Origin of the sequence: Streptomyces xiamenensis (assembly GCF_000993785.3) — a bacterium.
GTDB lineage: Bacteria > Actinomycetota > Actinomycetes > Streptomycetales > Streptomycetaceae > Streptomyces > Streptomyces xiamenensis.
Map to the genome: position 1 here is coordinate 3,411,181 of NZ_CP009922.3, position 13,404 is coordinate 3,424,584.

Genomic DNA, 13,404 nt, shown 5'->3' on the forward strand with positions numbered 1-13,404 from the left:
GTGACAGGTAAGGGTAAGGAGCGCGGTCGATGAGTGCGGGGAGCCAGGGCAGAGGTACGCCTGAGCAGGGTGACGACCCCTTCGGGTACCTCTATCGGCCCGAGGGCGGTCAGGGAGCCGGGCAGGCGCCGGCGCCGCAGCCGCCCCCGTCGTACCACCAGGTCCGCCCGGTCGGGGAGCGGACCTTCGCCGGGCAGCGCGGCCAGGGCAGTGGCCACGGCCAGCAGGACGCCCACTACGCGGCGCCCGAGACCCAGGGCGGCGGCTCGTACGGTGGCGGCCACGGCGGCCGTGGGCGCGGTCGCGGTGACCAGGGACCGCCCAAGCGCAACGGGCTGCTGATCGGCGCCATCGCGGTGGTCGCGGCGGTCGTGGTCGGTGTCGGCGCGGCGATCATCTTCAGCAGCGGCGGCGACCAGGACGACCAGAGCCAGGGCAGCGACCAGCCGGTGGACCCGACCGGCGACAACAACGACGACGACCTCAACCCGGACGACGAGGACCCGGGCGACGAGAACGAGGACGAGGACGGCGACCCGGACGGGGCGCTGCCGACGGCGGACCTCACCGACCAGTCGCAGATCACGCTCTCCAGCGGCGCCGGCCTGGAGTCCAACATCCCCAAGGCCCGCACCGACTCCGGCGCGTACGTCGGCGGCATGAACAACCACAACGCGACGATCACCTGGACCATCGACTTCCAGGGCGAGCCGGGGCAGTACTACTTCAACATGGGCTACACCGTGAAGGGCGACCAGTCGCTGAGCTTCGCGGTCAACTCCGAGATCCGTGAGGACAAGATCTCGGCGGAGGACTACAACGGCCCCTACATCGATGACTCGGCGGGCCTGGACGAGCGGTGGACGCGCACCTGGAAGCTGGTGAACCTGGAGCCGGGGGAGAACACCTTCCACATCGGCTGCACCACCGGTGACAAGTGCGATGTCTACATCGACACGCTGTGGATCACCGACGAGCAGGTCACCAACTGACGCCCGTCGCGTCCCCCCCGCTTCGCGCGCACCCGCCGCACGGCCGCCACCCCCACCTCTGGGCGGCCTTATTTCTTTCCTTCACGGCTTCACCAGCCATTCACCTCGGCGCATCACGCCCACCACCGTGAGGTCCGCGTCCAGGACCACCAGGTCCGCGTCCTTGCCCTCCTCGATGGAGCCCGTCCGGTCCGCGATGCCCAGCAGCCGCGCCGGGGTCGTGGACAGGGCGCGGACCGCGTGGTCGACCGGGCGGCCGTCCACCGTGACCGCCCGGCGCAGGGCGTGGTCCAGCGTCAGGGTCGAGCCCGCGATCGTGCCGTCCGGCAGCCGCGCCACCCCGTCCCTCACCTCCACCCGCAGCGGGCCCAGCGGGTAGCTCCCGTCCCCCATGCCGGCCGCGCCCATCGCGTCCGTGATGAACGCCACCCGGTCCGGGCCGGCGGCGCGCAGCGCGAGGCGGAGCACGGAGGGGTGCAGATGGGTGCCGTCGTTGACCAGTTCGACGGTGATCCGCTCGTCCTCCAGCAGCGCCGCGACCGGCCCCGGGGCGCGGTGGCCCAGGGGCGGCATGGCGTTGAAGAGGTGGGTGGCGGCCCGCGCGCCCGCCTCGATGGCGGCGCGGGTGGTCTCGTACGTGGCGTCGGTGTGGCCGATGGCGGCGATGGCGCCGCGTTCGGCGAGCAGCCGTACGGCCTCGATGCCGCCGGGCAGTTCCGGGGCGACGGTCATCATCCGGGCGGTGCCGCGCGCGGCGTCCAGCAGGCGGCGGACGGCGTCCGGTTCGGGGGCGCGCAGCAGGTCGGGGTCGTGGGCGCCGCAGCGGCCCGGGGAGATGAAGGGGCCCTCGAAGTGCAGGCCGGCGAGGTCGCCCTGTTCGACGAGTTCGGACAGGGCGCCCGCTTGGCGGGCCAGGTCGTCGAGGGTGCCGGTGACGGTGGAGGCGAGCATCGTGGTGGTGCCGTGCCGCCGGTGGGTGTCGATGGCGGTCAGGGCCTCCTCGGCGGTGCCGGCCGAGAAGGAGGCGCCGCCGCCGCCGTGCACGTGGATGTCGACGAAGCCGGGCACGATCCAGTGACCGGTGAGGTCGTGGGTCTCCGTGGCGTGCCCGGCGACGCCGTCGCGGTTGTCGGCGGTGGCGGTGGCGATACGGGAGCCCTCGACGGTCACCCGGCCGCCCTCGTCGACGCCGCCGGGGCGTACGACGTGGGCGCCGGCGAGCACGGTACGGGCACGGGCGTCAGTGGCGGTCATGGCTGCGGCCTTTCGGGGCGTGGGGGAGGGCGCCTGCGCCGGCGGCGGTGACGGCGTCCCAGGCGAGGAGGCCCGCGCCCAGGCTGCCCGCGGCGTCCCCGAGGGCGGCCGGGACCAGGTCCGGCAGCCGCTGGAAGGTCGCCTTGCGGGTCAGCGCGGCGCGCAGGGGGGTGAGGAGGGTCTCGCCGGCTTCGCCGAGTCCGCCGCCGATGATGACCAGTTCGGGGTCGAGCAGGCTGATGCCGGTGAGCAGTCCGTCGGCGAGCGCGTCGACGGCGGTGTCCCACACGGCCAGGGCGGCCGGGTCGCCGGCGTCGACGGCGCGGGCGGCGTCGGCCGCGGTGGCGGTGGGGTCGCCGCCGGCGACGGCCCAGGCGCGGGTGACGGCCGCGGCGGAGGCCAGCGTCTCCAGGCAGCCGTGCTGTCCGCATCCGCACTTCTCGCCGCCGGGCCGTACGACGATGTGGCCGAGTTCGCCGGCGCCGCCGTGCGCCCCGGTCTCCATCCGGCCGTCACCGGTGCTGATGGCGCAGGCGATGCCGGTGCCGAGCGAGACGAAGAAGAACCGCCCGCCGGTGGCCCGTGCCCCGGCTCCCAGGCGGGCCTCGGCGAGCCCGCCGGCGCGGACGTCGTGGCCCACCCGTACGTCGGTGCCGTGCAGCCGTTCGCTCAGCAGGCGGCGCAGTGGTACGTCGCGCCAGCCGAGGTTGGCGGCGTACACGGCGGTGCCGCGCTCCTCGTCCACGATGCCGGGGAAGATCACTCCGGCGGCGAGCGGGGGTGCGCCGTAGCGGTCGCGGCCGGTCTCGTACAGCTCGTGGGCGAAGCCGAGTACGCCCTCGACGACGGCGTCGGGTCCGGCCGCGCGCGGCGTGGGGCGGCGCTCCTGGTACCGGACGTGTCGTCGATCGGGGCCTATCAGGGCGCCTTTGAGGCCCGTCCCGCCGACATCGAGGGCGAGGACGTACCCGTCGTCGTGATCACTGGTCACGCGCCCAGTCTCACCCGGCGGCGCCAAGAGGTCTAGTCCACCTGTCCCCCTTGAGGGCGAACGGGTTGCTCCCGCAGGGTGATACGGGGCAGGTCGGCCGTCCTGTCGTGCGGGCGCGGGGCGTTGGGGAGGACATGAAACGGAGCATCGCGGTACTGCTGGGTTGTCTGGCCGGTCTGGGCTGTGCGGGGTGTGTGTCGGTGCACCCCGGAGGTGGTGACGCCGCCGAGGTCACCGGGGTGACGGAGGCGGACGGGGGCGCGGACGGCGCCGGGGGCGAGGAGACGGCGCAGCGGCAGGCGGGGGAGCAGACCGCCGACCGGGACAACCTGCCCGAGCCCGCGGGTGAACCGCGGCCGCATCCCGTTCCCGAACCCGGGCCGCAGGCCCCGGGTGGTGCGGGGGCCACGCCCGCTCCGGCGGCCGCGCCGTCGGCGGCGGAGACGGCGGCCACCGCGCCCCGCCCGGGGGCCGGGCTGGTTCCGGAACTGCCCGACGGTGCCGGTGGCGTCCCCTCGTCGTGGGCGCAAGCCTGTGAACTGGGGAAGGACATGATCGACGCGGGCGTGCTCGACCTGTGCCGGTCGGCGGGCCACTGACGGGAACGGATCGTCAGCCGTTCCGCCGGGGCTCTTTGCCCGTCCCGTACGTCTCTCAAACCTCCCCGGGCGCATAGCTGTTGTGAAAGCGATACCGATGGTGACGGTCGTGATCACGACGCCGCAAGGCAGACTCTCCTTCATCGCGCGCGGCTCTCGGCGGGCGCGCTCGGGGCAGAAATGATTTTCTGGACAAAGGGGTTGTGAACGTGCGACGTCGGAAGTTCTTGGGAATGACGGCCGGTCTGACCGGGGCCGTCGGCCTTTCGGCGACCGCGTGCGGGGGCGATGATTCCGGCGGCAGCTCGGAGACCGTGCTGAAGCTGGTGGCGGCCGAGGCCGGGGAGGCGTCCGACACCGGCAGCACGCAGCGCTACTGGAACGAATTGGTCGCGGATTTCCGGCTGGAGCACCCGGAGATCATCATCGATGTGACCACGCTGCGCTGGCAGGACGCGAACGCCGAGGTCGCCCGCATGGTGGCCGAGGGAGACGCCCCCGATATCGCCCAGATCGGCGCCTTCGCGGATTTCGCGTCGGCGGGCGAGCTGTACCAGGCGGATGAGCTGCTGCCGATATCCCAGCTCGCGGATTTCATCCCCTCGCTGGCGATCGCGGGCGAGATGCGGCGGGTGCAGTACGGCATGCCGTTCGCGGCGCGGATAGGCCGGCTGTTCTACAACAAGGATCTGTTCGAGGACGCCGGTCTCGACCCGGACGTGCCGCCGGAGACCTGGGAGGAACTGCTGGAGGCGGCGACGGCGCTGCGCACGACGGGGGTCGCGGTGCCGTTCGCCCTGCCGTTCGGGCATGACGACGCGGCGGGCGAGGCACTCATGTGGATGCTCGCCGGTGGTGGTGGCCTGACCGACAACACCGGTGGCTACACGCTCAACTCGCCGATGAACGCGAGCACGTTCAACTGGCTGCGCGACGAACTGGTGACTCCGGGGCTGACCGGTGACCGGCCCCCGGGCTCCACGACCCGGCAGCAGGCGTACAGCGGCTTCGCGGAGGGCACGGTGGGCATGCTGTTCGCCGACCCGGTGCTGATGCGGCAGTCCGACCGGGGCGGGGTGTCCTACGGGACTGCCGACCTGCCCGGGTTCGCGGCGCCGTCGACCTCCACGCTGGGGGAGGCGTCGTGGCTGATGGCGTTCAACCAGCGGGGGCACCGGGAGGCGATCGGGACGTTCCTGAAGTACGTCTTCACGGCCGAGAACGTCAACACCTTCGCCGAGCGCTGGGAGCTGCTGCCGGTGACGACGCCGGCCTCGCAGGCGATGCAGGACCAGGAGGAGGGGCGGCAGGGCGAGCGGCTGACGCCGTTCCTCGACGCGCTGCCGACCGCGACATTCTTCCCGGTCGGCAAGGTGTCGTGGTCGCGGGTCTCGACGCTGGTCGCGCAGGGGATCGGGGCGACACTGGAGCCGAGCAGCAATGTGCCGGGGATTCTCGCGGATCTCCAGGAGCAGGCGGAGGCGGCCGACCTGGGGGAGCAGCCGACGTCGTAGGGCGTCCATAAGGGGATAAAATGCCCGGGTGAGTAGTGAACGGGGTACGGACGGGGGCGCGGACGCGGCGGCGAACGCGGACACGGCTGCCGCCGGTGGGCTGTCCGAGCGGGAGCTGGCGGTGCTGGCGGTCGAACGGCAGGGCTGGGCGGGCTCCGGCACCAAGGAGCGGGCGATCAGGGAGCGGCTGGGCATCTCGCCGACCCGGTACTACCAGCTGCTCAACGCGCTGCTGGACGACGAGCGGGCGCTGGCCCACGACCCGGTGACGGTCAACCGGCTGCGGCGGTTGCGGGATGTGCGGCGCGGAGGAAGATAGCCGCACCCGCTGGGTAGGGTCACCGGCATGGGCACTCCTCCCGTACCTTCCGGATCCCCTTCCCCTCCCTCTCTCCCGGAGCCGGTGACCGAGTCCGGCCGCGAGGGGCTCGCGGCACTGCTCGCGCGCCCCGAGGGGGCGCTGGTGGCGCTGGACTTCGACGGCACACTGGCCCCGATCGTGAACGACCCGGAGCGGGCGTACGCGCACCCGGACGCGCTGCCCGCCCTCGCCCGCCTCGCGCCCCGGATCGGGGTGCTGGCGATCATCACCGGCCGCCCGGCCGAGGTGGCGGTACGGCTCGGAGGCTTCGCCGGGCACCCGGAGCTGGCGGGGCTGACCGTGCTGGGCGCCTACGGCGCGGAGCGGTGGGACGCGGCGAGCGGCGCACTGCACAGGCCGCCGCCGCACCCGGGCATCGCGGCGGCCCGTGCCGAACTGGCCGCGCTGGTGGAGCGGGCCGGGCCCGGCGTTCTCCTGGAGGACAAGGGCAACGCGCTGGCGGTGCACACCCGCACGGCACCCGACGCGGCCGGGGTGTTCGCCGCGCTGCGCGAACCGCTGACCGAACTGGCGGCCCGGCTCGGCCTGGCGCTGGAGCCGGGGCGGTTCGTGCTGGAGGTCCGGCCGCCCGGCATGGACAAGGGCGCGGCGCTGACCGCCCTGGCGCGCGAGAAGGGCGCCTCCGCGGTGCTGTACGGGGGCGACGATCTCGGAGACCTGGCGGCGTTCGACGCGGTGGCGAAGCTGCGCGAGGACGGCGTTCCGGGGGTCCGGGTGTGCAGCGGCAGCACGGAGGTGGCCGAACTGGCGGCGGTCACGGACCTGACGGTGGACGGCCCGGGCGGGATCGCCGCGCTGCTGTCCGCCCTCGCGCGGTCGATCGGCTGACGCCGGATCAGCTGCGGGGTGGGGCTGGCCCCACCTCCGGTCGGGGGGCTCTCCGGCTCGTGGTTGTCAGTGACACTCGGTAGCTTGTAGTGCACTGGCCTTCACAGAACGGAGTCGGGAGATGGGTGCGGTGCGCGACGGGGAGAGCGGCGGCGGCAGGAGGAACGGCGGGGCGGCGCGGCGTACGGCGTGGACCAGGGCGGGGCTCGCCGCCACCGGTCTGGGGGCGATCGCCGCGGTGGCCCTGCTGGCTCCGGGCGGCGGCGCGGCGGTGGCCGGCGCCGCCGAGTCCGGCGGGGCGGGGCACGGGGACCGGGTCGCGCGCCAGTTGCAGCGGGACACGCAGGCCGTGGTGACGGCCGGGGCCACCGGGGTCACGGCGGAGACGGTGGACGCCGACGGCCGGCGGAGCACCGCGCGGGCCGGGGTCGATGACCTGGAGCGGCGGGGCGAGGTGCCCGAGGACGCGTACTACCGGATCGGCTCCGACACCAAGACCTTCACCGCGGTGGTGGCGCTCCAACTGGTGGAGGAGGGCCGGCTGGCGCTGGAGGACACCGTGGAGGAACTGCTGCCCGGCGTCGTCACCGGCAACGGCAACGACGGCGGCCGGATCACCGTCACCAACCTGCTGCGGCACACCAGCGGTCTCCCCAACTACACGGACATCCTCTTCCTGTCCGACCTGGACGCGTTCACGCCCGAGAACTACCGCGAGACCCGGTTCAGCACCTCGGACAACGCGGAGAAGGTGGCGCTGGCGATGACGGAGGCCCCCGGCTGGCTGCCGGACGCCGCGGACCCGCAGGGCGAGACCCGGTGGGCGTACTCCAACACCAACTACATCCTGGCCGGGATGATCATCGAGAAGGTGACCGGGCACCCGTGGGAGCACGAGGTGCACGAACGGATCATCGAGCCGCTGGGCCTGGCGCACACCCTCACCCCGGGGACGTCCGCGTACGTCCCGCGGCCCACGGCCACCGGGTACATGCAGTTCCCGGGCCGCCAGGAGCTGACCGACACCTCGGTCATGGCCGACGCCGGCGCGGACGGCGCGATCATCAGCACCACACGGGACATGAACACGTTCCTGCGGGCCCTGCTGGGCGGCGAACTCCTGGAGCCGGGGACGCTGGAGCTGATGAAGGAGACCGTGCCCGCCGACGACTTCGCGCCGGGCGGCGGGTACGGCCTGGGCATCGCGTGGCGCCCGGTGGAGGGCGCCTCGCCGCAGCGCTGCGCGGACGGCGGCCTGTGGTTCCACGGGGGTACCTCGTTCGGTACGGTCTCGGAGACCGGGGTGAGCGCCGACGGCCGGTACTCGGCGGCGGCCGCGGAGTACACCCTGTGGCTGGATGACCAGGACAAGGCCCAGGAACAGTTCCGGGCGGGCATCGACCTGGTGGACCGGGCGGTGTGCGGGGTCCGTTGACCCGGCCGGGGGCGGCGGGCACGAACGCCCGCCGCCCGGACCACCGGTGAACGGTCCGCCGGCTCGCTCAGCTGCCGCGCAGGGCCTCGACCTGGGCGAGGAACCAGTCGCGGGGGGTCAGCGCGGTCGCGGCCCGGGCGAGCCGCCCGGCCCGCGCCCGGCGTTCGTCCGCGGGCATCGTCAGGGCCCGGTGCAGCGCCTCGGCCGTGCCGGCGATGTCGTAGGGGTTGACGAGCAGGGCGTCGTCGCCGAGTTCGGCGGCGGCGCCGGCCTCGCGGGACAGGACCAGGGCGCAGCCCTGTTCGGAGATCAGCGGGATCTCCTTGGCGACCAGGTTCATGCCGTCGCGGATCGGGTTGACCAGCGCCACGTCCGCCATCCGGTAGGCGGCCAGCGAGCGGGCGAAGTCGTCCTTCACGTGCAGTACCACGGGCGTCCAGTCGCCCCGGGCGAACTCGGCGTTGATGCCCTCGGCGACCCGGGACACCTCGGCGGTGTACGCGCGGTAGATCTCCAGGTCCTGCCGGGAGGGGTAGGCGAAGGCGACGTGCACCACCCGCCCCTGCCACTGCGGATGTTCGGTGAGCAGGCGGCGGTAGGCCAGCAGCCCGCGGACGATGTTCTTGGAGAGTTCGGTGCGGTCGACGCGCACGATGGTCCTGCGGTCGCCGACCTGGGCGCGCAGCGCGGCCAGCCGTTCGTCCGCGTCGGGGCGGTGGGCGCGCTCGCGCAGGAAGTCGCCGTCCGCGCCCAGGCCGTGGACACCGAGCCGGGTGGTCCGGCCGTCGAGGGTGACGGTGAACGCGTCCGTACCGGCCGTGCCCTCGGGCACGTCCCGGACCCGGGCGCCGAGCAGGTCGGCGCAGCAGTCGGCGAAGGCCCGCGCCCAGCGCCGGGTCAGGAACGCGGCGCGGTCCGCGCCGAGGATGCCCCGCAGCACCTGGCGGGCGACGGCGTCGGGCAGCACCCGGTAGAGGTCCGGGGGAGCCCAGGGGGTGTGCGAGAAGTGTCCGATCCGCAGATCGGGGCGGCGCTCGCGCAGCAGGGCGGGGACGAGGGCCAGATGGTAGTCCTGGACCAGCACCTCCGCACCCCGGGCGGCCTCGGCGGCCAGCGCGTCCGCGAAGGCGGCGTTGTAGCTCTCGTAGCCGGCCCACTGGCTCTCGAAGGCGCTGTCGTACACCGGCTCCAGCGGCGTCTGGTACAGCAGGTGATGGACGAACCACAGCACGGAGTTGGCGATGCCGTTGTAGGCGGCGTCGAAGATGTCCGGGGGGATGTCCAGCATCCGTACGGACTGGCCTCCGGTGTCGGCCGCCTCCAGGGTGCCGGTGCCCGCGCGGGCGGCGGCCTCGCGGTCGCCGGGGCCCAGCGCCGCGCACACCCAGGTGCCGGCCGCCGAGCCGAGGGCGGAAAGGCCGGAGACCATCCCGCCGCCGCCACGCCGGGCGGTGAGCGTGCCGTCGTCCGCGAGCGTGTAGCTGACGGGGCCGCGATTGGACGCGACCAGGACCGGAGGAGCCTCGGAGACCTCTGCAACGCCCATGTCCCGACCCTAGCCACCCGTGGCCGGGTACAAACGTGCGTCCGGTCACCCTGGCGTGTCCCGTCCCGCGTCCCGGGTGCCGCACCCCGGTGAGGGGGTGCGGCACGGGCCGGGGTCGGCCGGGAAGCTCGGGCTACGCCGCCTGGCGGGCGGCGTACTCGGGGATGGTGGCCATCGGGGGACGTTCCTCGGTGTGGATCGTGTGGGTCAGCGGTGAGAAGCCGCCCTCCGCCAGCCGTTCGAACTGCATCATGCCCTGCTGCACGGGCACGGGACCGTTGCCCGGCAGCCGGCTCTGCGCGGTGCGCATGATGGCGGCCGCCATCCGGCCCAGGGCCTGGCCGTCCTGGTGACGGTGCTTGCGCACCCCGACATCCACCTGGCCGACCGCGTTCAGGCCGGCCAGGTGCAGGGTGTCGATGAGCAGGCCGAGTTCGACGCCGTACCCGACGGGGAAGGGCAGTTGCTCCAGCAGGGAGCGCCGCGCCGCGTACTCGCCGCCCAGGGGCTGGACGACACCGGCCAGTTGTGGCCAGTGCAGGTTGAGCAGCGGGCGGGCCACCAGCTCGGTGACCCGGCCGCCCTGGTGGGCGCCGGAGGGGGCGTCGCCCAGCGGGCGGTCGTACATGGCCTTGACCAGGTGCACATCGGGTTCGGTGAGCAGTGGTCCGAGGATGCCGGAGACGAAGCAGGAGTCGAACTCCCGCAGGTCGGCGTCGACGTAACAGATGATCTCGCCGCTGGTGGCCATGAGGGAGCGCCACAGCACCTCCCCCTTGCCGGGGACGGTGGGCATTCTGGGCAGGATCTCGTCGCGGTGGACGACCTTGGCGCCCGCCGCGGCGGCGACCTCTCCGGTGCGGTCGGTGGATCCGGAGTCCACCACCATCAGCTCGTCGATCAGTGGCACGGTTTCCATCAGGTCGCGGCGCAGCGCTTCCACGATGGTGCCGACGGTCGCTTCCTCGTTCAGCGCGGGAAGCACGACGCTGACGCTGCCCGCCGGGCCGGCCGCGGCTTTCGCGTCCAGCAACCGTCGCAGCGAGCGGTCAGCGGCAGTCCAGGACCGGCGGCTCAGCCACTCCTCAGCCTCTTCCAGCACGAATGTCGCTCCTGTTCGCTTCGACCATATAAGTCGGGTAGGTCAGGTAAGTCTTGTCTGTTGGATCTGTCAGCAATGGGCGGTTATGGCCCTCATCGGTGGTGCCCAGTTCGGGCGGGAATATGTCTGTCTCCTGTTCGTCTCGCGGATCGGACGGCATGAGCCATTGTCCGGGGCGTCCGTTACAGTCTCGGGCAGTGCAGGTGTCCTCCGCATATCGGAGACGCTGCGCGGTCAACTGAATACAGCTCATCCAGAGGGGCAGAGGGAACGGCCCGTTGAAGCCCCGGCAACCCTTCCGCCGGTCTCGTGACGATGCGAGGCTCCCGGTGGGGAAGGTGCCAATTCCGTCCTGTGGCGAAATCCGTCACGGGGAAGATGAGGGGAAGGGCCTCGTACCCATGCCTGTGCTCACATCGCACACCTCCACCACGCCCCCCGGCGGCTCCGCCGTCGATCTCGGGCCCGCCGTCGCGCTCTCCTGTCGGGAGTGCGGGGAGCGTTTCCCTCTCAGCCCGATCTTCGCCTGCGAGGCATGTTTCGGTCCTCTCGAAATCGCGTACGATCTGCCCACCGGTGACCCCGAAGCGCTACGGGCCGCCATCGAGGCCGGACCGCACAGCATCTGGCGCTACGCGCCGCTGCTGCCGGTGCCGGCCGATGTCGCCTCCAAGCCCAATCTGAACCCCGGCGACACCCCTCTGGTCAAGGCCGACCGGCTGGCCGCCGCGCTGGGTCACGGCGGCGAGCTGTACGTGAAGGACGACTCGGGCAATCCCACCCACTCCTTCAAGGACCGGGTGGTCGCCAACGCCGTGGAGGCGGCCCGCGCCTTCGGCTTCACCACGCTGTCCTGCTCCTCCACCGGCAACCTGGCGGGCGCGGTCGGCGCCGCGGCGGCCAGAGCCGGATTCCGCTCCTGCGTGTTCATCCCGCACGATCTCGAACAGGGCAAGATCGTGATGGCCGCCGTCTACGGCGGCGAGCTGGTCGGCATCGAGGGCACCTACGACGACGTGAACCGTTTCTGCAGCGAGCTGATCGGCGACCCCGCCGGTGAGGGCTGGGGATTCGTCAACGTCAATCTGCGCCCCTACTACGGCGAGGGCTCCAAGACCCTGGCCTTCGAGATCGCCGAACAGCTGGGCTGGCGCATCCCCGACCAGCTGGTGATCCCGATCGCCTCCGGATCCCAGCTGACCAAGATCGACAAGGGGCTCAAGGAGCTGATCGCGACCGGCCTGGTCGAGGACCGGCCCTACAAGATCTTCGGTGCCCAGGCCGAGGGCTGCTCGCCGGTCTCCCAGGCGTTCAAGGCCGGGCACGACGTGGTGCGGCCGGTGAAGCCGGACACCATCGCCAAGTCCCTGGCGATCGGCAATCCGGCCGACGGCCCCTACGTCCTGGACATCGCCCGCCGCACCGGTGGCGCGGTCGAGGACGTGAACGACGCGCAGATCGTGGACGCCATCAAGCTGCTCGCCCGCACCGAGGGCATTTTCGCCGAAACGGCGGGCGGGGTGACGGTGGGCGTCACCCGCAAGCTGATCGAGACCGGGCAGCTGGACCCGGAACTGACGACGGTCGTACTGAATACCGGCGACGGCCTGAAGACCCTGGACGCGGTGGCGGCGACCACCGGTCCCACCGCCATCATCCGTCCGAATCTGGACGCTTTCCGAGAGGCCGGCCTCGCATGAGTGTGACTGTCCGAATCCCGACCATCCTGCGCACCTACACCGGCGGACGTTCCGAGGTGACCGCCGACGGTGGAACGCTGCGCGACGTCCTCGCCGACCTGGAGAAGAACCACCAGGGAATCGCCGCCCGGGTGCTCGACGACCAGGGCAAGCTGCGCCGTTTCGTGAATGTCTACGTCAATGACGACGACGTGCGCTTCGCCGAGGGCCTGGACACCCCGACGCCGGACGGAGCGGGCGTCTCCATCATCCCGGCGGTGGCCGGGGGCTGCTGACGACCGGTCGGCCCGGCCTGGTCACGCCCTGTCAGGTCTACACTTGATCACATCTTCAACAGCCGCCCCGAAGCTGTCCGCTTCGGGGCGGTTGGGCGTTTCCGGGGCGATAGAGTGAGTCCCGCGCGGGGACGGCCCATCCGATGCCGACCGCATATGAATTCGCGACACTTCTCGACGGAAACGCGCGGCAATTCACTGCACCAATTGCCGGATCTGCGCAATAAGGCGGGCGAGAAACATTCATCTTTCCTCTGTTTTGCGCAATTTGCCCGTTTGGGCGCTCCAATAATTCTCCGCTCAATGGCCTGTTGCACAGGGCGTCCGTCCAGATACATTCAGCGGCGGTCGACGCGTTCCGGTCTGACCCGGGCCCGCGAAGTGCGGTTCCGTGAAAGGGCCAGCAACATGGGGAGTTTGGAATGGCTCAGGGCACCGTCAAGTGGTTCAACGCGGAGAAGGGATACGGCTTCATCGCGGTAGACGGTGGTGCGGACGTGTTCGTCCACTACAGCGCGATTCAGATGGACGGATACCGCACCCTGGAAGAGGGGCAGCGGGTCGAGTTCGAGATCTCGCAGGGACAGAAGGGTCCTCAGGCCGACATGGTCCGGGTGACCGCCTGAACCGCCGACCGTACTACCACCGCAGCCGGCGAACCGGGGCCCGCATCCAGCGCACACCAGCGCGGGGATGCGGGCCCCGGCGCGTGCGCCCCCATCTCACCTGCGACAACGTGAGGGCGCCGGTGTCTGCCCGTCACTCCCCGACGACGCCCTGCGGGCG

Annotated in this window: 13 protein-coding genes and 1 riboswitch; of the genes, 9 read left to right on the top strand and 4 right to left on the bottom strand. The window is 72.1% G+C overall.

Annotated elements, in window-relative coordinates:
- Nucleotides 1-29 precede the first annotated feature (29 nt).
- Nucleotides 30-992: a hypothetical protein gene (locus SXIM_RS15665; protein ID WP_046724430.1), complete on the top strand. Its 963-nt coding sequence runs from the start codon at nucleotides 30-32 to the stop codon at nucleotides 990-992.
- An 81-nt stretch (nucleotides 993-1,073) separates the two neighbouring features.
- On the opposite strand, the gene nagA is transcribed toward SXIM_RS15665, so the two are convergent.
- Both nagA and SXIM_RS15675 read right to left on the bottom strand, forming a co-directional pair.
- Nucleotides 1,074-2,246, bottom strand: coding sequence for an N-acetylglucosamine-6-phosphate deacetylase (gene nagA, locus SXIM_RS15670; RefSeq protein ID WP_046724432.1), 1,173 nt, complete (start codon nucleotides 2,244-2,246; stop codon nucleotides 1,074-1,076).
- On the bottom strand, nucleotides 2,233-3,237 hold the full coding sequence (locus SXIM_RS15675; protein WP_030729549.1) for an ROK family protein: 1,005 nt from the start codon (nucleotides 3,235-3,237) through the stop codon (nucleotides 2,233-2,235). Before SXIM_RS15675 ends, nagA begins: the two co-directional genes overlap by 14 nt.
- 134 nt (nucleotides 3,238-3,371) lie before the next feature.
- Between SXIM_RS15675 and SXIM_RS15680 the strand changes: the two genes are divergently transcribed.
- From SXIM_RS15680 to SXIM_RS15700, 5 genes are all read left to right on the top strand, one after another.
- The gene (locus tag SXIM_RS15680; RefSeq protein ID WP_046724434.1) at nucleotides 3,372-3,836 is read left to right on the top strand and encodes a hypothetical protein; all 465 of its coding nucleotides are present in this window, start codon (nucleotides 3,372-3,374) and stop codon (nucleotides 3,834-3,836) included.
- Nucleotides 3,837-4,069: 233 nt separating this feature from the next.
- A complete protein-coding gene (locus tag SXIM_RS15685; protein WP_030729542.1) occupies nucleotides 4,070-5,350 on the top strand; it encodes an ABC transporter substrate-binding protein in 1,281 nt (426 codons plus the stop codon).
- Nucleotides 5,351-5,450: 100 nt separating this feature from the next.
- On the top strand, nucleotides 5,451-5,669 hold the full coding sequence (locus tag SXIM_RS15690) for a DUF3263 domain-containing protein (RefSeq protein ID WP_043177166.1): 219 nt from the start codon (nucleotides 5,451-5,453) through the stop codon (nucleotides 5,667-5,669).
- A gap of 27 nt (nucleotides 5,670-5,696) precedes the next feature.
- On the top strand, nucleotides 5,697-6,560 hold the full coding sequence (gene otsB, locus SXIM_RS15695; protein WP_046724438.1) for a trehalose-phosphatase: 864 nt from the start codon (nucleotides 5,697-5,699) through the stop codon (nucleotides 6,558-6,560).
- Nucleotides 6,561-6,681: 121 nt separating this feature from the next.
- Complete coding sequence (locus SXIM_RS15700) at nucleotides 6,682-7,995, top strand: serine hydrolase domain-containing protein (protein WP_078846937.1); 1,314 nt, start codon at nucleotides 6,682-6,684, stop codon at nucleotides 7,993-7,995.
- Nucleotides 7,996-8,062: 67 nt separating this feature from the next.
- Here the strand turns inward: SXIM_RS15700 and SXIM_RS15705 are convergent, their stop codons facing one another.
- Complete coding sequence (locus SXIM_RS15705) at nucleotides 8,063-9,541, bottom strand: alpha,alpha-trehalose-phosphate synthase (UDP-forming) (protein ID WP_046724440.1); 1,479 nt, start codon at nucleotides 9,539-9,541, stop codon at nucleotides 8,063-8,065.
- A 133-nt stretch (nucleotides 9,542-9,674) separates the two neighbouring features.
- A complete protein-coding gene (locus tag SXIM_RS15710) occupies nucleotides 9,675-10,643 on the bottom strand; it encodes a glucosyl-3-phosphoglycerate synthase (protein WP_046724441.1) in 969 nt (322 codons plus the stop codon).
- Between the two features lie 246 nt (nucleotides 10,644-10,889).
- Nucleotides 10,890-11,028: riboswitch (SAM riboswitch) on the top strand.
- A gap of 16 nt (nucleotides 11,029-11,044) precedes the next feature.
- On the opposite strand from SXIM_RS15710, the gene thrC reads away from it, so the two are divergent.
- From thrC to SXIM_RS15725, 3 genes are all read left to right on the top strand, one after another.
- Nucleotides 11,045-12,343: a threonine synthase gene (gene thrC, locus SXIM_RS15715; protein WP_030729525.1), complete on the top strand. Its 1,299-nt coding sequence runs from the start codon at nucleotides 11,045-11,047 to the stop codon at nucleotides 12,341-12,343.
- Nucleotides 12,340-12,618 (top strand): MoaD/ThiS family protein, encoded by a 279-nt coding sequence (locus tag SXIM_RS15720; RefSeq protein ID WP_030729523.1) that lies wholly within the window; start codon nucleotides 12,340-12,342, stop codon nucleotides 12,616-12,618. The genes thrC and SXIM_RS15720 overlap by 4 nt, the downstream gene beginning before the upstream one ends.
- 422 nt (nucleotides 12,619-13,040) lie before the next feature.
- Nucleotides 13,041-13,244, top strand: a complete 204-nt coding sequence (locus SXIM_RS15725) for a cold-shock protein (RefSeq protein ID WP_004986573.1) — start codon at nucleotides 13,041-13,043, stop codon at nucleotides 13,242-13,244.
- Nucleotides 13,245-13,404 lie beyond the last annotated feature (160 nt).